Annotated in this window: 16 protein-coding genes; 9 read left to right on the top strand and 7 right to left on the bottom strand. The window is 64.4% G+C overall.

Annotated features, from left to right (window positions below; translation table 11 throughout):
* Positions 1 to 22: 22 nt before the first annotated feature.
* Complete coding sequence (locus ACUXST_RS10050; protein WP_458389837.1) at positions 23 to 565, top strand: hypothetical protein; 543 nt, start codon at positions 23 to 25, stop codon at positions 563 to 565.
* Here the strand turns inward: ACUXST_RS10050 and ACUXST_RS10045 are convergent.
* The 6 genes from ACUXST_RS10045 to ACUXST_RS10020 all read right to left on the bottom strand — a co-directional run bounded on the left by ACUXST_RS10045 (position 546) and on the right by ACUXST_RS10020 (position 7,819).
* Positions 546 to 2,555: an ATP-binding protein gene (locus ACUXST_RS10045; RefSeq protein WP_458389836.1), complete on the bottom strand. Its 2,010-nt coding sequence runs from the start codon at positions 2,553 to 2,555 to the stop codon at positions 546 to 548. The genes ACUXST_RS10050 and ACUXST_RS10045 overlap by 20 nt on opposite strands.
* A 208-nt stretch (positions 2,556 to 2,763) precedes the next feature.
* On the bottom strand, positions 2,764 to 4,902 hold the full coding sequence (gene scpA / locus ACUXST_RS10040; protein ID WP_458389835.1) for a methylmalonyl-CoA mutase: 2,139 nt from the start codon (positions 4,900 to 4,902) through the stop codon (positions 2,764 to 2,766).
* A gap of 35 nt (positions 4,903 to 4,937) precedes the next feature.
* Entirely contained in the window at positions 4,938 to 5,357 is a 420-nt protein-coding gene (gene mce, locus ACUXST_RS10035; RefSeq protein WP_458389834.1) for a methylmalonyl-CoA epimerase, read from the bottom strand.
* Positions 5,354 to 5,812, bottom strand: a complete 459-nt coding sequence (locus ACUXST_RS10030; RefSeq protein WP_458389833.1) for an OsmC family protein — start codon at positions 5,810 to 5,812, stop codon at positions 5,354 to 5,356. The genes mce and ACUXST_RS10030 overlap by 4 nt, the downstream gene beginning before the upstream one ends.
* Positions 5,809 to 6,354 carry a hypothetical protein gene (locus tag ACUXST_RS10025; RefSeq protein WP_458389832.1) on the bottom strand — a complete coding sequence of 182 codons (546 nt, stop codon included), beginning with the start codon at positions 6,352 to 6,354 and terminating at the stop codon, positions 5,809 to 5,811. The genes ACUXST_RS10030 and ACUXST_RS10025 overlap by 4 nt, the downstream gene beginning before the upstream one ends.
* Positions 6,335 to 7,819 (bottom strand): acyl-CoA carboxylase subunit beta, encoded by a 1,485-nt coding sequence (locus tag ACUXST_RS10020; RefSeq protein ID WP_458390045.1) that lies wholly within the window; start codon positions 7,817 to 7,819, stop codon positions 6,335 to 6,337. Before ACUXST_RS10020 ends, ACUXST_RS10025 begins: the two co-directional genes overlap by 20 nt.
* A 425-nt stretch (positions 7,820 to 8,244) precedes the next feature.
* Between ACUXST_RS10020 and ACUXST_RS10015 the strand changes: the two genes are divergently transcribed.
* The 5 genes from ACUXST_RS10015 to ACUXST_RS09995 are packed head-to-tail and all read left to right on the top strand — an operon-like array spanning position 8,245 to position 14,342.
* A complete protein-coding gene (locus ACUXST_RS10015) occupies positions 8,245 to 9,333 on the top strand; it encodes a glycosyltransferase (protein ID WP_458389831.1) in 1,089 nt (362 codons plus the stop codon).
* On the top strand, positions 9,330 to 10,496 hold the full coding sequence (gene glf, locus ACUXST_RS10010) for a UDP-galactopyranose mutase (protein ID WP_458389830.1): 1,167 nt from the start codon (positions 9,330 to 9,332) through the stop codon (positions 10,494 to 10,496). Before ACUXST_RS10015 ends, glf begins: the two co-directional genes overlap by 4 nt.
* The gene (locus ACUXST_RS10005; protein ID WP_458389829.1) at positions 10,493 to 12,661 is read left to right on the top strand and encodes a family 1 glycosylhydrolase; all 2,169 of its coding nucleotides are present in this window, start codon (positions 10,493 to 10,495) and stop codon (positions 12,659 to 12,661) included. The genes glf and ACUXST_RS10005 overlap by 4 nt, the downstream gene beginning before the upstream one ends.
* A gap of 59 nt (positions 12,662 to 12,720) precedes the next feature.
* On the top strand, positions 12,721 to 13,485 hold the full coding sequence (locus ACUXST_RS10000) for a histidine phosphatase family protein (RefSeq protein ID WP_458389828.1): 765 nt from the start codon (positions 12,721 to 12,723) through the stop codon (positions 13,483 to 13,485).
* On the top strand, positions 13,482 to 14,342 hold the full coding sequence (locus tag ACUXST_RS09995; protein ID WP_458389827.1) for an NAD(P)H-hydrate dehydratase: 861 nt from the start codon (positions 13,482 to 13,484) through the stop codon (positions 14,340 to 14,342). Before ACUXST_RS10000 ends, ACUXST_RS09995 begins: the two co-directional genes overlap by 4 nt.
* Here the strand turns inward: ACUXST_RS09995 and pyk are convergent.
* A complete protein-coding gene (pyk, locus tag ACUXST_RS09990) occupies positions 14,328 to 15,806 on the bottom strand; it encodes a pyruvate kinase (protein ID WP_458389826.1) in 1,479 nt (492 codons plus the stop codon). The genes ACUXST_RS09995 and pyk overlap by 15 nt on opposite strands.
* Before the next feature lie 125 nt (positions 15,807 to 15,931).
* Between pyk and ACUXST_RS09985 the strand changes: the two genes are divergently transcribed.
* The 3 genes from ACUXST_RS09985 to ruvC are packed head-to-tail and all read left to right on the top strand — an operon-like array spanning position 15,932 to position 17,415.
* Positions 15,932 to 16,174: a DUF2312 domain-containing protein gene (locus tag ACUXST_RS09985; RefSeq protein ID WP_458389825.1), complete on the top strand. Its 243-nt coding sequence runs from the start codon at positions 15,932 to 15,934 to the stop codon at positions 16,172 to 16,174.
* A gap of 9 nt (positions 16,175 to 16,183) precedes the next feature.
* Positions 16,184 to 16,927 (top strand): YebC/PmpR family DNA-binding transcriptional regulator, encoded by a 744-nt coding sequence (locus ACUXST_RS09980; protein ID WP_458389824.1) that lies wholly within the window; start codon positions 16,184 to 16,186, stop codon positions 16,925 to 16,927.
* On the top strand, positions 16,924 to 17,415 hold the full coding sequence (gene ruvC / locus ACUXST_RS09975) for a crossover junction endodeoxyribonuclease RuvC (protein ID WP_458390044.1): 492 nt from the start codon (positions 16,924 to 16,926) through the stop codon (positions 17,413 to 17,415). The genes ACUXST_RS09980 and ruvC overlap by 4 nt, the downstream gene beginning before the upstream one ends.
* Positions 17,416 to 17,419: the final 4 nt, after the last annotated feature.

The raw sequence follows: 17,419 nt of genomic DNA, 5'->3' as shown, positions 1-17,419 counted from the left end.
CTTCGGCCGCTAACGGTGCTGAATGCGTGACTTTGGCTACTCAGACCGTGCACGGTCTGTGAATGCGGCTCAGGCGGAGATTCATGCCGCCTTCGAAGAGGTCGTGAATCGAAATGATGAGAGCGATCCAAGAACGCAGCGTTGGCTCAAAGCCATAAAAGCATTCGAGGAAGCGTACCCGCATGTGTATCCCGAAGACCTACGTCTGCTTGAGCAGGGAGCGCTTCCAGCCTCGGACGTGGACACGACCGACATCCTAGATTTTTTGGAAGCTGACCCGGTTTTCTTTCGATCCGGCTACATGAAGGAAACGCTTCTCGCGGAGGTCAAGAAGCGCCCCTTAGACCGACGTGAGATTGAGCGGCTGCAAGCGATTATCATCAACGTGGTTCAAAAACCCGACCGCCGAGAGTTCCGTCGCTACTGTCGAGCTGCAACAGCTGTCAACCATCAGCAATTCAGAGACAAGCTTCGAGCTTCCGAAGCAGATGAAGATGCCGACGTTCGACGCCGAGCGAACTGGGTTCTGGCCGCGCTAGAAGCGACTACTCAAACTCCACGATGATTTGATCGACCGCGAGGCTGTCGCCGGCCTTGGCGGGAGTCGCCTTGACGGTCGCCGCCTTGGGCGCGCGAAGGATATTTTCCATCTTCATCGCTTCCATCACCGCGACCGGCTGACCGGGCTCCACCTTTTCCCCGACCGCGACGTCCAGCTTCGTCAAAAGCCCCGGCATCGGCGCGAGCAGCAGCCGCGACAGATCGGGCGCGGGCTTGTCGATCATGTGCTTCGACAACTCGGCGACATGCGGCAGCAACACCTGCACCTTGTGGCTGGCGCCACGCGTCTGAAGCTCCCAGCCGCGACCGGCGCGGCGCACCTGGACGATGCGGCGTCGGCCATCGACATCCACCGTCAGCAGCCGCTGTCCCGGCGTCCAGCGCCCGACGATGTCGATTGGCCCCTGACCGTCGAGCACCGCTAGCGTGCCGCCCTTGTAAGGCTTGATCCGCACGCGATGTTCGGCGCCGCCAAGCCGCACCACGCGCTCGCACGGCTGGTGCGGCGGCGGTCCCAGCTGGTCGCTGATCTCTGCCGCGCGCTCGTCGCTGATAACGGCGACCATCGCTGCGATCCCCGCGAGGTCGCTGGTCAGCTGCGCGTCGGCCGGCGCGCCCGCGAAACCTTCCGGATATTCCTCGGCGATGAAGCCGGTCGTGATCTCGCCCGAGCGGAAGCGCGGGTGCTGCATCAGCGCGGACAGGAAATCGACATTGTCGCTGATGCCGTCGATGACGAACTGGTCGAGCGCTTCGACCTGGGCGTCGATCGCTCCGATCCGTGTCGGCGCCCAGGTCACCAGCTTGGCGATCATCGGGTCGTAGAACATGCTGACTTCGCCGCCGTCGGTGACGCCGTCATCGACCCGCACGACCTCGTCTTTTTCCCGGCGCGGCTTCGAAGGAGAATAGCGCACCAGCCGGCCCGTGCTCGGCAGGAAGCCGCGGTACGGGTCCTCGGCATAGACACGCGTCTCGACGGACCAGCCGTTGAGCTTCACCTCCTCCTGCGTGAACGCCAGCTTCTCGCCCGCCGCCACGCGGATCATCTGCTCGACCAGGTCCAGCCCGGTGATCTCCTCGGTCACCGGATGCTCCACCTGCAGCCTCGTGTTCATCTCGAGGAAGTAGAAGCTCTTGCCGGTCGGGTCTGCGCCGGAGACGATCAGCTCGACTGTCCCGGCCGAATAATATCCGACCGCCCGCGCCAGCGCGACCGCCTGTTCACCCATCGCCTTGCGCATCTCGGGCGTGACGAAAGGCGAGGGCGCTTCCTCGACGACCTTCTGGTGGCGGCGCTGGATCGAGCATTCGCGTTCGTTGAGGTAGACGATGTTCCCATGCTGATCGCCGAGTAGCTGGATCTCGATGTGCCGCGGCTGCTCGATGAACTTCTCGATAAAGACGCGATCGTCGCCGAAGCTGCTCAGCCCCTCGCGCTTCGTGGCTTCGAAGCCCTCGCGAACGTCGGCCTCAGACCAGGCCAGTCGCATGCCCTTGCCGCCGCCGCCGGCCGAGGCCTTCATCATCACCGGATAGCCGATGTCTCCGGCGATCTTCACCGCCTCGTCCGTCGTCGCGATGTCGCCGAGATAGCCGGGGACGATGTTCACGCCGGCGTCACGGGCAAGCTTCTTGGATTCAATCTTGTCGCCCATCGCCGCGATTGCATTCGGCGGCGGGCCGATGAAGGCGATCCCCGCCTCCGCCAGCGCCTGTGCGAAGGTCGTTCGCTCCGAGAGGAAACCATAGCCCGGGTGCACCGCCTCTGCCCCGGTCGCCTTGCACGCGTCGATGATCAGCTCGGCCTTGAGATAGGATTCGGACGCCGGCGGCGGCCCGAGCCGAACCGCCTCGTCCGCCATCCGCACATGCGGCGCGCGCGCGTCGGCGTCCGAATAGACCGCGACTGTCTTGATGCCCATGCGCCGCGCCGTGCGGATCACCCGGCACGCGATCTCCCCGCGGTTGGCGATCAGGATTTTCTTGAACACTACCGATTCCACCTACGGATGAGCGCGATGAACCCAGCCCAATAAACAACGTATCCAGTGGACGCGATCATCACGAAATTTCGGTTGATGGTGCTCCTGCATGCCTCGTTGTCGAAGCAATCGCCGAATGTGAAGAGAAACAACAGCGCGCCGACAGCAATGAGCACGATCACAGTCCAAACAGCCAAGATTGCGAACTGCCGAAGCTTCACTCCGCCGCCTCATCGAGCGGCGGCCGATTCTGCCCGAGCAGGCGCAGCACTTCGTCAGCGGCATCGGCGAGGTTGGTACCGGGGCCGAAGATCGCCTGCACACCGGCGGCGCGGAGCATCGCGTAATCCTGCGCGGGGATGACGCCACCAGCGACTACCTTAATGTCCGCGCGGCCCATGTCCTTCAGCGCCTCGATCATTTCCGGAATCAGCGTGCGGTGACCGGCCGCGAGCGAGCTGGCGCCGACCACGTCGACGTCGCTGTCGATCGCCATTTGCGCCGTCTCTCGCGGGGTCTGGAACAGAGGGCCGGGGATCACGTCGAAGCCGAGATCGGTGAAGGCCGAGGAGACCAGGTTGGCGCCGCGGTCGTGGCCGTCCTGGCCCATCTTCGCGACCATAATCCGCGGCTTGCGGCCCAGCCGGTCGGCAACCGAGCGCGTGCCTTCCTCGGCGGCTTTCCAGCGTCCGTCCTTACGTGCGCTGCCGTAGATGCCGCGCACCGGGTCCGGCTTGGTGCCATAGCGCCCGAACGGGCGTTCGAGCGCGTCCGAAATCTCGCCGAGGGTTGCTCGGACCCGCGCCGCTTCCACGCTCAAAGCGAGCAAATTGGCATCGCCGCGGGCACCCGCCTCCAGCGCATCGAGCGCAGCGCGGACCTTCGCATCATCGCGGCTCGATCGCACCCGATCGATGCGCTCGATTTGCCCGGCGCGGACCTTCGCATTGTCCACCTCCAGAATGTCCAGCTCGGCTTCATTCTCCAGCCGGTAACGATTGACGCCGACGATCGTCGTTTCGCCGGTATCGACCTTGGCCGCGCGCGCCGCTGCCGCTTCCTCGATCCGGTGCTTGGGCAGGCCTTCGGCAACCGCCTTGGTCATGCCGCCGTGCGCCTCGACTTCCTCCATCAGCGCCCAGGCCTTCTCCTCCAGCTCGCGAGTCAGCGCCTCGACGTACCAGCTGCCGCCGAGCGGATCGGCGACCGCGGTGACGCCGCTCTCCTCGGCCAGAATCAGCTGCGTGTTGCGGGCAATCCTCGCGCTGAAATCGGTCGGCAGCGCGATCGCTTCGTCGAAGCTGTTGGTGTGCAGCGACTGCGTGCCGCCGAGCACCGCCGCCAGCGCCTCGATCGTGGTGCGGATGATGTTGTTGTACGGGTCCTGTTCGGTCAGGCTTACGCCGCTGGTCTGGCAGTGCGTGCGCAGCCGCTTGGACTCGTCCTTCTGGGCGCCGAGATCGGTCATGATCCGGTGCCACAAGGTGCGCCCGGCGCGCAGCTTCGCGACCTCCATGAACAGGTTCATGCCGATGCCCCAGAAGAAGCTGAGGCGGCCGGCGAAAGCGTCGATCTCAAGCCCTTGGCGCATCGCGGCACGGACATATTCCATGCCGTCGGCGAGCGTGTAGGCGAGTTCCTGGACCGCCGTCGCCCCGGCCTCGTGCATGTGGTAGCCGCTGATCGAGATCGAGTTGAACTTCGGCATTTCGCGGTTCGTGAAAGCGATGATGTCGCTGACGATCCGCATGCTCGGCTCGGGCGGGTAGATGTAGGTGTTGCGGACCGCGAACTCTTTCAAAATGTCGTTCTGGATCGTGCCGGTGAGCTGTGCGTGCGGGACCCCCTGCTCTTCGCCGGCGACGATGAAGAAGGCCATGACGGGAAGCACCGCGCCGTTCATCGTCATGCTGACCGACATCTCGCCGAGCGGGATGCCGTCAAACAGCAGCTTCATGTCCTCAACGCTGTCGATCGCGACGCCCGCCATGCCGACATCGCCGGCCACGCGCGGATTGTCGCTGTCGTAGCCGCGGTGGGTCGCAAGGTCGAAGGCTACGCTCAGGCCCTTCTGTCCGGCGGCCAGGTTCCGGCGATAGAAAGCGTTCGATTCCTCGGCGGTCGAGAAGCCCGCGTATTGCCGGATCGTCCAAGGCCGCCCGGCATACATGGTAGCATAGGGTCCGCGCGTGAACGGCGCGACGCCGGGGTAGCCGCTGTCGATGCCGGCCGTGTCCTCCGGGCCGTAGACGTTGCTCAGCCGGATGCCTTCGACGGTTTCAACCGTCAGGTCCTTGCCCCGCGCTTCCTTCGCCGCGAGCGCTTCCCAATCATGCTTGTTCGGCTTCTCAGTCACCGGAGCGCACTAGCGCCGTCCCCGGCCAAATCCAATCAGTGAGCGCTGTTGGGGGTCTCCATGATCTCGGTCAGCACCCCGCCCATGTCCTTGGGATGCACGAAGAACACGGGCGTGCCGTGGGCGCCGATCCGCGGCTCACCGAGGATGCGGGCGCCCTTGCCTTCGAGCTCTGCCTTGGCCGCGTGTATGTCGGGGACTTCGAAGCAGACGTGGTGCTGACCGCCCAGCGGGTTCTTCTCGAGGAACTTGGCGATGGGCGAGTCCGTTCCGAGCGGTTCGATCAGCTCGATCTGGCTGTTGGGCGTGTCGAGGAAACAGACTCGCACGCCTTGCGCCGGCAAATCGAATGGTTCGCCATGCGACTCCGCGCCGAACATGGTGCGATAGGTCTCGAGGCTCTTCTCGATCGATGGCGTCGCAACGCCGACATGGTTCAGGCGTCCGAGTTTCATTCGACGGTCACTTTCGTGGTCACGCTGTTGGCGATGAAGCAGGCTTCGTGCGCGCGGTGGTGGAGGTCGGCGATGGCCGCATCATCCGGCTGCGTGTCCTCGCCCCACGTCACCCGCGGCCGGAGCGTCACGCGGCTCATCCACATCTTGCCGTCGTCGCGCTTCTCCAGCACGCCCTCGGCTTCGTCGACGTAGGATTCGACCACCCATCCGGCGCGCCGCGCGAAGTCGACGAAGAACAGCATGTGGCACGACGACAGCGAAGCGACGAATGCTTCCTCCGGATCGACGGCAGCGGCATCCGACCAGGGCAGCGGAACCGTGTGCGGGTTCGACGACCCGGCGACCACCGCGCCGCCGTCGAACAACCACTCATGCGCGCGGCTGTACTGGCCCTTAGCGAAGTCGGTGCTCGGGTCGCGGGTCCAGCGGACCCTGGCGAAGTATGTGGTCACGACCGATTTGCATTACTTTGAGGTGTGGGTTTCCCAGGGCATTGTGCAAGCACGCGACCGATGGCCTCCCGATTGCTGACGCTGTCATAGGTGGTTTGGAAGTGATCTCCGTTCCGGTCGGTCGCCTGTATACTGATTACCCCGGGACCTGCCTCGATCGCTGACGAAACGTCACTGGCATCCCGATCGAATTCACCATCCCGAACGAAGGCGCCATGCTGATCCCGCTCCCAAACCAGATGGGACCCCAAGGGAGAACCTTTAGACGGGAGCCAGTCAAGCATGATCGGTGCCATTCCAAGGCCGTTATTAGGGTCGGGCAGGAATTGAATGGAGATCACCGGGTCGTCGCTCGCGTGACTGCAATTGATTGCTAGCTTCGCCGTTCGGTCGCGCGAGTAGAGGACGGCTTCCACCGAATGAAAAGGTGGCTGCGAGAAATCGAGGTAGGTCCATCCATCGGTGGGAAGGGACTCAACCGTCGGATTGAGTGTGACAGCACTCAGGAGAAGCAGCAAGGTCTCAAAGAGGAATGTTGTCATGCTTCTTCCACGGGTTCTCCAGCTGCTTGTTGCGGAGCTTCCTTAGCCCCATCGCCACGCGCCGACGCGTCGAATGCGGCATGATCACCTCGTCGATGAAGCCCTTGCTCGCCGCCACGAACGGGTTGGCGAAGCGCTCTTCATATTCCGCGGTGCGTTTGGCGATCGTCTCCGCATCCTTCGCATCCTGGCGGAAGATAATCTCGACGGCGCCCTTGGCCCCCATAACGGCGATCTCGGCGGTCGGCCACGCATAGTTGAGGTCGCCGCGCAGGTGCTTGGAGGCCATCACGTCGTAGGCGCCGCCATACGCCTTGCGCGTGATCACGGTGATCTTGGGCACCGTCGCTTCGGCATAAGCGAACAGCAGCTTGGCGCCGTGCTTGATGATGCCGTGATGCTCCTGGCCGACCCCGGGAAGGAAGCCCGGCACATCGACGAAGGTCAGGATGGGAATGTCGAAAGCGTCGCAGAAGCGAACGAACCGGGCCGCCTTCTTGGATGAATTGATGTCGAGCACGCCCGCCAGCACCATCGGCTGGTTGGCAACGACGCCGACGGTGCGGCCTTCGATGCGAATGAAGCCGGTGATGATATTGGCTGCATGCTTGGGCTGGATTTCGAAGAAGTCGCCTTCGTCCGCCACCTTCCGGATCAGCTCGTGCATGTCGTAGGGCGTCGCCGCGCTCGGCGGGACCAGCGTGTCGAGGCTCTCCTCCAGGCGGTCGGCGGGGTCCTCGCACGGCCGCTCCGGCAAGTCGTGGCGGTTGGACAGTGGCAGGAAGTCGAAGAACTCGCGCGTGGCCAGCAGTGCGTCGATGTCGTTCTCGAACGCGACGTCGGCAACGCCGGATTTCGTCGTATGCGTGACGGCGCCGCCGAGATCTTCCTGGGTGACGACTTCGTTGGTGACCGTCTTCACGACGTCTGGCCCGGTCACGAACATGTAGCTGCTGTCCTTCACCATGAAGATGAAGTCGGTCATCGCCGGTGAGTAAACGGCGCCGCCCGCGCATGGCCCCATGATCAGGCTGATCTGCGGAATGACTCCGCTTGCGAGCACGTTGCGCTGGAAGACTTCCGCATAACCGGCGAGGCTCGCGACGCCCTCCTGGATGCGGGCGCCGCCGCTGTCGTTGAGGCCGATCACCGGCGCTCCGACCTTCATGGCCATGTCCATGACCTTGCAGATCTTCTGCGCATGGCGCTCGCTCAGGGAGCCGCCGAAAACGGTGAAGTCTTGCGCGAACACGTACACCAGCCGGCCGTTGATCGTCCCCGACCCGCTGACAACGCCGTCGCCTGGAATTCGCTGGTCGCCCATGCCGAAGTCCGTCGCATTGTGCTCGACGAACATGTCATATTCTTCAAAACTGCCGGCATCGAGCAGCACCGAGAGCCGCTCGCGAGCGGTCAGCCGGCCCTTGGCGTGCTGCGCCGCAATGCGCTTCTCGCCGCCGCCCATCCGCGCCGCTTCCCGACGCCGTTCAAGCTCCTGGATGGTAGTCGCCAAAGCGTGTCTCCCTTGCGCCAGTTCCCTTCCACGGAGGCCCCGCAAGGTCAATCGCCGCCTTGTTTCGCTGCGGAAACCAACCATATCGAAAAGGAGCTGGAGACCGCCTCGCCGGATCGCTCCCCGAGCCGCAATGTTGCGGTGCACAAGCGTAAGTTTCGCATTAACTTCGATCAGTGTTGCGGAACCGTAATGCCATTTTCCCCGTTCATGTGGGGGCAACACAGTACACGGAGGAAAAACGAGAAATGCTCACGCGCGTTGGGGTGCCTGTCGATTCTGTAGCTGAGCCCGCGGCGCGAGGTCCGGAGCCTGCTACCCTGCTGTGCTTTTCGCACCTGCGGTGGAACTTCGTGTTTCAGCGTCCCCAGCACCTGATGAGCCGTTTCGCTCGCGAGATGTCCGTGATCTACTGGGAAGAGCCGATGGAGATTGCGGCGAACGAGACCGCGTTTCTGCAGGTCCGTCAGGCCGAGGATTTCCCGAACGTCCGCGTCGTCGTCCCGCACCTGCCAGCCGGGATGCCCGAGGATGCGCGCGAGGCCGCCCTTAGCCGCCTTCTCGACGCCCACGTGGCGGCGATCAGCGGACCGTTGGTCACCTGGTATTATACGCCGATGATGCTGCCCTTCTCGCGGCACATCGAAGCGGACGTCACCGTTTTCGACGTCATGGACGAGCTATCCAAGTTCAAGTTCGCGCCGACCCATCTGCTCGCTCTCGAGCAGGAGCTGATCGACCGCGCCGACGTCGTCTTCACTGGCGGGTCCAGCCTTTATGAGGCGAAGAAGGACCGTCACGACAACGTCCACTGCTTCCCGTCATCCGTGGATCGCTGCCACTTCGCGAAGGCACGCTCGCGGCTGTTCGACCCCGCCGATCAGGAAGACCTGCCGCGGCCACGCTTCGGCTTCTACGGCGTCCTCGACGAGCGCTTCGATACCGAGCTGCTTGGCGAGATCGCCGCGCTTCGCCCGAACTGGTCGTTCGTCATGGTCGGTCCCGTCGTGAAGATTTCCGACGAAGACCTGCCGCGCCGGCCGAACATCCACTATCTCGGCGGCAAGAAGTACGAGGAGCTTCCCTGCTATCTTTCCGGCTGGGACGTTGCGCTGATGCCGTTCGCAATGAACGAGTCGACGCAGTTCATCTCGCCCACCAAGACCCCGGAATATCTCGCCGGCGGAAAGCCTGTCGTGTCGACCGCGGTGAAGGACGTGGTCCGTCACTACGGCGACCTTGAGGGCGTGCACATCGCCTCGACGGCCGAGGAGTTCATCGAGGCCTGCGAGAAGGCGCTGGTGCAGTCGCGGAACCGCGAGAGCGGCTGGCTGGCCGAGGCGGACCTGATGCTGTCCGCGGCAAGCTGGGATACGACCCAGGCGCGCATGAGCGGCTTCATCGGCGAGCTGCTGGGCACCACGGCCACCGGCGCGAACTCGGCAATGCTCGTGGCTGCCGAATGAGCGGGCAAACTGGCGGCAAGGACCGTTACGATTACCTCATCGTCGGAGCCGGATACGCCGGCTCCGTCCTGGCCGAGCGCCTCGCGAGCCAGCATGGCGCTCGCATCCTGCTGATCGATCGTCGCGATCACATCGGCGGCAACGCGTACGACGAGCAGGATGACGCGGGCATCTGGTACCACAAGTACGGACCGCACATCTTTCACACCAACAGCGAACAGGTGTGGGATTATCTCTCGCAATTCACCGAGTGGCGTCCATACGAGCACCGCGTCCGCGCGGTCGTTCGCGACAAGCTGGTCCCGATCCCGATCAACCGCACGACTCTGAACGAGCTGTTCGGTCTCGATCTCAAGACCGACGAAGAAGCGGCCGAGTATCTTGCTTCGCGCGCAGAGCCCGTCGACGAGATCACGACATCCGAGGACGTCGTGATCAACGCGGTCGGACGCGAGCTCTATGAGCTGTTCTTCCGCGGCTACACGCGCAAGCAATGGGGCCTCGACCCAAGCGAGCTCGACAAGCAGGTGACCTCGCGCATTCCGACGCGCACCAACACCGACGACCGCTATTTTGGCGACACGTACCAGGCGATGCCGCTCAACGGCTACACCGCGATGTTCGAGAACATGCTCGACAATCCGCTGATCGAGAAGCGCCTCGGAACCGACTTCCGTGACGTGAAGGACACCGTCGACTACGACCACCTGATCTTCACGGGTCCAATCGACGAGTATTTCGACTTCCGGTTTGGCAAGCTGCCGTACCGCAGCTTGAAGTTCGATCACCAGACCCTCGAGCAGGAACAGTTCCAGCCCGTCGCCGTCGTCAACTACCCGTCACCGGAAGTGCCGTACACGCGCATCAGCGAGTACAAGCACCTGACTGGTCAGCAGGCTCCGGTCACGACGATCACTTACGAATATCCGTCAGCCGAGGGCGATCCTTACTATCCGATCCCGCGACCCGAGAACCAGGAGCTGTTCAAGAAGTACGAGGCGCTTGCTGACGCTACCGAGAACGTAACGTTCGTGGGGCGCCTCGCGACCTACCGTTACTACAACATGGATCAGATCGTCGGGCAGGCGCTGGCCACTTTCCGGCGCATGGACGAGCGCAAATCGAGGGAGCGACCGCAGCCCACGGCGGTCGAGGCCGCATGACTCGGGCCGCCTCATCGCTCGAGCTGTGGGGCGGCATCGAATGTTCCGTCGTCCGCATCGGGAACGAGTTCCGCAACCAGCTGGTCGACACTGGCCACGCGTCGCGCTTCTCGGATCTCGATGCGATGGCGGAGCTCGGCATCAAGGCCGTGCGCTACCCCATCGTCTGGGAGAGCATCGCACCCGAAGCACCCGGCGAACTCGATTTCTCATGGCACGACAAGCGGCTCGGGCGCCTGCGCGAACTCGGCATCCGGGTTATTGCCGGCCTGGTACACCACGGCTCGGGGCCCAAGTACACCAACCTGCTCGATCCCAAATTCCCGGACTTGCTTGCGGACTTCGCGTCCCGGGTTGCCAGGCGTTACCCTTGGATCGACGCCTGGAACCCGGTGAACGAGCCGATGACCACGGCGCGCTTCTCGTGCCTGTATGGCCACTGGTACCCGCACCACACCAACATGGATTCGACCTTCCGCGCGCTGGTCAACGAGTGCGTCGCCATCAAACGGTCGATGGAAGCAATCCGCAAGGTCATTCCCAACGCGCAGCTGATCACCACCGAGGACGTCGGCAAGACTTTCGCGACCGAGCCTCTTCAATACCAAGCCGACCACGAGAACGAACGGCGCTGGCTAACCTTCGATCTGCTGTCGGGCCGGGTCATCCCCGGCCATCCGTTCTACGACTGGCTGCGCAACAAGGCCGCGTCCGAGGAAGTGCTGACGGAGCTGGCAACCGGCGCGGGCAAGCCGGACATGATCGGATTCGACCATTACCTCACCAGCGAGCGCTGGCTCGATCACCGGGTGGAGAGGTATCCGACGATCGAGGCGGGCACGAACGGGCGCGACACCTATGTCGACGTGGAAGCGGTGAGGGTCGCCAAGCTCCAGAACTCGCTTGGTCCGCGCCTTCGGCTCCACGAGACGTGGGAACGCTACGGCATCCCAATCGCGATCACCGAAGTCCATCACGGCTGCACGCGTGACGAGCAGGTGCGCTGGCTCAACCAGGTGTGGACCGAAGCGCAGGCCGCGAAGTCCGAAGGTGTCGATGTTCGCGCGGTCACTCTTTGGGCGATGTTTGGCATGGTCGACTGGCGATCGCTGCTGACGCGCCGCGAAGGCGCGTACGACGTGGGCGGATTCGACACCCGCTCGGAAGAGTTGCGCCCGACCATGCTCGCGAAAGCGGCTGCAAAGCTGGGCCGCGGAGAAAAGCTGGACCATCCCGTCCTCGACATGCCAGGCTGGTGGAAACGTCCCGGTCGTTGCCACGGGCGTCCTCGTTTCGAGATGCTTCCGCGCGACTGCAGCAAGGCGAGACCGCTACTCATCACCGGCGCCACCGGGACACTTGGACAGGCATTCGCGAAGATCTGCGCGCACCGCGGCCTCGCACACGTCCTGACTTCTCGCGCTGAGCTCGACATCACCGACGATGCGTCGATCGCCGCAGCAATCGAGCGCCACAAGCCGTGGGCGGTCATCAACACGGCCGGTTTCGTTCGCACTTGGGAAGCGGACGAGAAGTTCGACGAGTGTCTCGCAATCAACGCGACGGGTCCCGAGAAACTCGGTCAGGCCTGCAAGGCGGCCGGCATCCCGCTAGTGACCTTCTCGTCGGACCTCGTCTTCGACGGCAAACTCGGCCGCCCCTACGTCGAGCCCGACACCCCCGCTCCCGCCTGCGCCTACGGCAAGAGCAAGGCGGAGGCCGAACAGCGACTGCTTGGGATCGACGCCGACGCACTTATTGTCCGCACGAGCGCCTTTTTCGGACCGTGGGACCGCTACAACTTCCTGGTTGATACGATCAAACGTCTGAAGCGCGGCGAGGAAGTCATCGCCAGTGACCGGACGGTGGTTTCCCCGACCTATGTTCCCGACCTCGTCCACGCGACTCTCGACCTGCTGCTCGACGAGGAAAAGGGCATCTGGCACCTCGCCAACCAGGGGGCCGTCAGCTGGCACGAACTTGCGCGCGAAGCAGCTGCCATGGCCAATCTCGACGCGAGCGCAATCGACCGGGTTCGCACTCCGGATCATGACGAGGGCGCCGACACCAGCCTCAGCAGCAAGCGCGGCCTCCTCCTGCGCCCGATTGATGCGGCGCTAACGGACTTCGCGCGCCACTCAGAGAGCCTTCAAGCTCTGCAGTAGCGGCAAGCTGGCACAATCCTGCCGCTCATGCTTTCTGAACGGCAGGAGGACGATTGCTGATGGGGCAAAGCTGGCCCGAGCGCCTGTGGCTGGTGCGGCATGGACAGAGTCAGGGGAACGTTGCGCGCGATGCCGCGGACCAGTCCGGCGCGCACGAGATCGACATCGACATGCGCGACGTCGACGTCCCGCTTTCGGGTCTTGGGCTGAAGCAGGCGGAAGCGGCCGGCCGCTACTTCGCTGAACTCCCCACCCATGAACGGCCGGAACTCATCCTCTGCTCTCCCTACATCCGGGCGCGGCAGACGGCAGAACTGATCTGCAAGGCCGGAGCGCTTGCCGGCGGCCCTGCCCGAACCATCATCGACGAGCGCCTGCGCGAGCGCGAATTCGGGATCTTCGACCGCCTGACCACCGCCGGAATTCGCGCCCGCTTCCCGGAAGAGGCGGCGCACCGCAAGCGGCTCGGAAAGTTCTACCATCGCCCCCCCGGTGGGGAGAGTTGGGCCGATGTCATCCTGCGCCTGCGCTCGATGATGAACACCATCAACCTGCAATATTGCGACCGGCGCGTGCTCGTCGTCTGCCACCAGGTCGTCGTGCTGTGCATGCGCTACATTCTCGAAGGGCTCGACGAGGCGGAGATCCTCGACATCGACCGGCAGGCGGAAATCCTCAACTGCGGCATTTGCGCCTATGACTTCGACAAGTCGCCCGACGGCTTGTGCGTGCCGATGCTGTCGCAGTGGAATCACGGCGCTCCGCTCGAGGTCGAAGGCGCTCCCAAGACGTCCGCGCCCGATGCCATGGCCGGTACGCGGTGAGCAGAGGCACGCCGCTCGACCGGACCGCGCTCGAGCAGCATCCCCTCCCAGCCGTCGTCGATGGCGACAAGGAGACCAAGGGCAAGATCCTAATCGTCGCGGGCAGCCGTGAAGTCCCCGGCGCCGCGCTACTCGCAGCGATGGGCGCCATGCGCGCCGGCGCAGGCAAGCTTCGCATCGCGACTGTCGAAAGCATCGCCCCGCACCTCGGCATCGCGATGCCGGAAGCGATGGTCATCGGCCTGGCGGAAACGCACGGCGGGTTCGGCTCCTCGTCGGTAGAGTCGCTCGCCGAACAAGCCGCTCATGTGGACGCCGTCATTGCCGGTCCCGGCATGACGCAAGGCGAGGTGTGCCGGAAGATCGTCGCCACCCTCGTTGCGAGCGACGCGGCGCTCGCCCTCGACGCCGCGCTCCTCCACGCGCTGGAACCCAGGTCGACTCCGGCTCGGACCACTCTGCCGGTGCTTCTCCCGCACGCCGGCGAACTCGCGTCCCTGCTCGACTGTGACTCGGACGAGGTTGATCGGGAGCCCATCCGCTGTGGCTTGCGGGCCGCCGAACTCTACCACGCAATCGTGGTGGTGAAGGGCGTCGTCAGCTATGTGGTCACCCCCGACGGCAGCTGCTGGACCTATGAAGGAGGCGCCCCCGGCCTCGGCGTGTCGGGAAGCGGCGACGTCCTCGCGGGGATCGTCGGCGGGCTGCTCGCCCGAGGCGCCGAGCCGCTCACGGCTCTACTCTGGTCGGTCTGGCTGCACGGCGAGGCCGGTGCCCGCCTCGGCGTCAAAGTCGGGCCGATCGGCTTCCTCGCCCGACAGATCGCCGACGAGGTGCCCGGCCTACTCCCGCGCTGATCCCTTGGTCGCCTCGTAACGCTCGAGCTCGTCGCCCGCGAGCCGCACTACGTGCAACACGTTGGTGGACCCCGCCGTCCCGAACGGGATACCGGCCATCAGGACGATGCGCTCGCCGCCGGTCGCGATCTTGTGCCGCAGGGCCATGCGCTTGCCCTTTTCGACCATCTCTTCGAAGCTCGCGACGTCGCGCGTCTGGATCGCGTGAACGCCCCACAGCAGGCCGAGCCGCCGTGCCGTCGTGATTGACGCGCTCATTGCCAGTAGCGGCACCGGCGGCCGCTCGCGCGCAATTCGGCGTGCGGTTGCGCCGGAGCTCGAATAGCAAACCATGGCCGTTGCCGAGACCGTGCTGGCGATCTGCCGGGCTGATCCGGCAAGCGCATCGGCGGTCGTCGGCTCCAGCTTCGTCTGTGTGAAGTGGATGCGCGCCTGGTAACTTGGGTCGTGTTCAACGCTGATGGCGATGCGATCCATCATCTGCACCGCCTCGCAGGGATACTGCCCAGCCGCGCTTTCCGCGGACAGCATAACGGCATCGGCACCGTCGTAGATCGCGGTTGCCACGTCGCTGACTTCCGCCCGCGTCGGAGTCGGCGAGGTAATCATCGATTCGAGCATCTGGGTCGCAACCACCACCGGCTTCCCGAACTGGCGCGCACAGGCCACAATCTTGTTCTGAAGCGGCGGCACACGTTCCGGGGGCAGCTCGACGCCGAGGTCGCCGCGCGCAACCATCACCGCATCCGACAATGCGATGATGTCGATGAGACGGTCTATCGCGGCCGGCTTCTCGATCTTGGCCAGTAGTGATGCGCGATCGCCGATCAGCGAACGGGCTTCGGCAACGTCCTCGGGCCGCTGCACGAACGACAGCGCAACCCAGTCGGTGTTCTGCTGCAGCGCGAACTGCAGGTCAGAACGATCTTTGTCCGTCAGCGCGGGAATTGGCACCACGATGTCGGGAACGTTCACGCCCTTGTTGTCCGACACTCGGCCGCCGACCTGGACTTCGGTGATGATGCGCTCGTCGTTCGCTTCGACAACCTTGAGCCGAATCTTCCCGTCATCGATCAGCAGGTTCGCTCCCGGCCGCACCGCGCCGAACAACTCGGGATGCGGAAGTTCGGCGCGTGTTGCGTCGCCCGCGTCACTGCTGCGATCGAGGATAAAGCGTGCGCCCGATTTGAGCTGGGCCGCACCGCCGTCGAAGTGGCCTACCCGCAGCTTCGGCCCTTGCAGGTCGAACAAGATCGTCGTCGGGCGCCGGAATTCATCCTCCAGGGCTCGGATGGCCTGAACCAAGGCCGCCTTCTGCTGCTGGTCACCATGACTCATGTTGATCCGGAAGGCGTCGGCGCCGGCAAGCATCAACCGACGGATCATGTCGGGATCGCTGGAAGCAGGCCCGAGAGTCGCCAGAATCTTCACCTTGCGCGAGCGGGGCGCCAGAGTCTCGGTCACGATGCGTCCTTGTCTTGCGGAGCGCTCGCCATAGCCCCTCCTTCGTGCGGTTCAACCCGCTTGAGCGCCGCCGCCGCCTCGCCTAGACGGCCCGTTCAAGCACGGACATCGGAGATCATAAGAGCATGGCGGAGGGGAACGTCGCGGCCGACCAGCTGCGGCTATTCATCGAGCGCATCGAGCGCCTGGAAGAAGAGAAGAAGGGCATCGCCGACGACATCCGCGACGTTTACGCGGAGGCCAAGGCGAACGGCTACGACACCAAGACGATGCGGGCCATCGTCCGGCTGCGGAAGATGGAAAGTCAGGCCCGCCAGGAAGCCGACGCGCTGATGGAAACCTATCGCAACGCGCTTGGGCTCGCGTAAGGAACGGCCATGGCAGGGCATTCCAAATACAAGAACATCATGTATCGGAAGGGCGCGCAGGACAAAAAGCGGTCCGCCCTCTTCTCCAAGCTGAGCCGCGAAATCACGGTCGCCGCGAAGATGGGCCTGCCCGATCCGGAAGCGAATGCGCGCTTGCGGGCAGCGGTGATCGCCGCACGGGCGCAGTCGATGCCGAAGGACAACATCCAGCGGTCGATCGACAAGGCCGCCGGGTCCGATGCCGATACCTACGAAGAGATCCGCTACGAGGGGTTCGGCCCGGGCGGCGTTGCGCTGATCGTTGAAGCGCTGACGGACAATCGCAACCGGACCGCCACCAACGTTCGCACCGCCTTCTCCAAGAACGGCGGCAATCTCGGGGCGAGCGGCAGCGTGAGCCATGCGTTCGAGCGGCTTGGCCTGGTCGAGTACCCGGCCAGAGCGGGCGACTCCGACAAGGTGCTCGAAGCGGCCATCGAAGCGGGCGCGGACGACGTCGAATCGGACGAGGGCGGCCACCGCATCTGGACCAGCGTTGAGAACCTGCACCCGGTTGCCCGCGCTCTCGAGCCGCTGCTCGGCGAAGGCGAAGGCGCCAAGCTCGCGTGGAAGCCTTCGACCGAAGTCGAAGTCCGCGGCGACGATGCCCAGACCCTCCTCAAACTTATCGACACGCTCGAGGAAGACGACGACGTCCAGACCGTCTGGGGCAATTACGACATCCCGGAAGACGAGCTGGAGAAGCTCGGCTGATCATCCTCGGGCTCGATCCCGGCCTTGGCACGACCGGCTGGGGCATGATCGAGGCGGAAGGCAATCGCCTGCGGCACATCGCTAACGGCCAGTTGAAGACGAACTCGGCAGCGCCGCTGCCGACGCGCCTCGCCGACCTCGGCGGTCAATTGGAGACTCTCCTGGCCGAGCAGCGGCCGGAGACGGCCGCCGTCGAGGAAGTCTTCGTCAACAAGAACCCGCAATCGACGCTAAAGCTCGGTCAGGCCCGCGGCGTCGTCATCATGGTCGCGGCGCGCTCCGGTATCGAGGTCGGCGAATATGCCGCCCGGCTCGTCAAGAAGGCGGTCGTCGGCAACGGCAACGCCGAGAAGACGCAGGTCCACGCCATGGTGTCGCGCCTGCTTCCTGGAGTGAAGATCGCCGGCCCCGACGCCGCCGACGCGCTCGCCGTCGCGATCACCCATGCCCACCACTTGGCGAGTACGCGGGCGGGCATTACGCGTTGACGAG

Source organism: Sphingomonas sp. F9_3S_D5_B_2 (assembly GCF_054263715.1).
This window is presented reverse-complemented; position numbering and strand designations above follow the sequence as displayed.

Bases quoted from the DNA above. Each gene is read 5' to 3' on its own strand.
- ACUXST_RS10050 (WP_458389837.1), top strand. From the start codon at position 23: ATGCGTGACTTTGGCTACTCAGACCGTGCACGGTCTGTGAATGCGGCT.
- mce (WP_458389834.1), bottom strand. From the start codon at position 5,357: ATGAAACTCGGACGCCTGAACCATGTCGGCGTTGCGACGCCATCGATC.
- ACUXST_RS10025 (WP_458389832.1), bottom strand. From the start codon at position 6,354: ATGACAACATTCCTCTTTGAGACCTTGCTGCTTCTCCTGAGTGCTGTC.
- ACUXST_RS10020 (WP_458390045.1), bottom strand. From the start codon at position 7,819: ATGGGCGGCGGCGAGAAGCGCATTGCGGCGCAGCACGCCAAGGGCCGG.
- ACUXST_RS10015 (WP_458389831.1), top strand. From the start codon at position 8,245: ATGAGCCGTTTCGCTCGCGAGATGTCCGTGATCTACTGGGAAGAGCCG.
- glf (WP_458389830.1), top strand. From the start codon at position 9,330: ATGAGCGGGCAAACTGGCGGCAAGGACCGTTACGATTACCTCATCGTC.
- ACUXST_RS10005 (WP_458389829.1), top strand. From the start codon at position 10,493: ATGACTCGGGCCGCCTCATCGCTCGAGCTGTGGGGCGGCATCGAATGT.
- ACUXST_RS10000 (WP_458389828.1), top strand. From the start codon at position 12,721: ATGGGGCAAAGCTGGCCCGAGCGCCTGTGGCTGGTGCGGCATGGACAG.
- ACUXST_RS09985 (WP_458389825.1), top strand. From the start codon at position 15,932: ATGGCGGAGGGGAACGTCGCGGCCGACCAGCTGCGGCTATTCATCGAG.
- ACUXST_RS09980 (WP_458389824.1), top strand. From the start codon at position 16,184: ATGGCAGGGCATTCCAAATACAAGAACATCATGTATCGGAAGGGCGCG.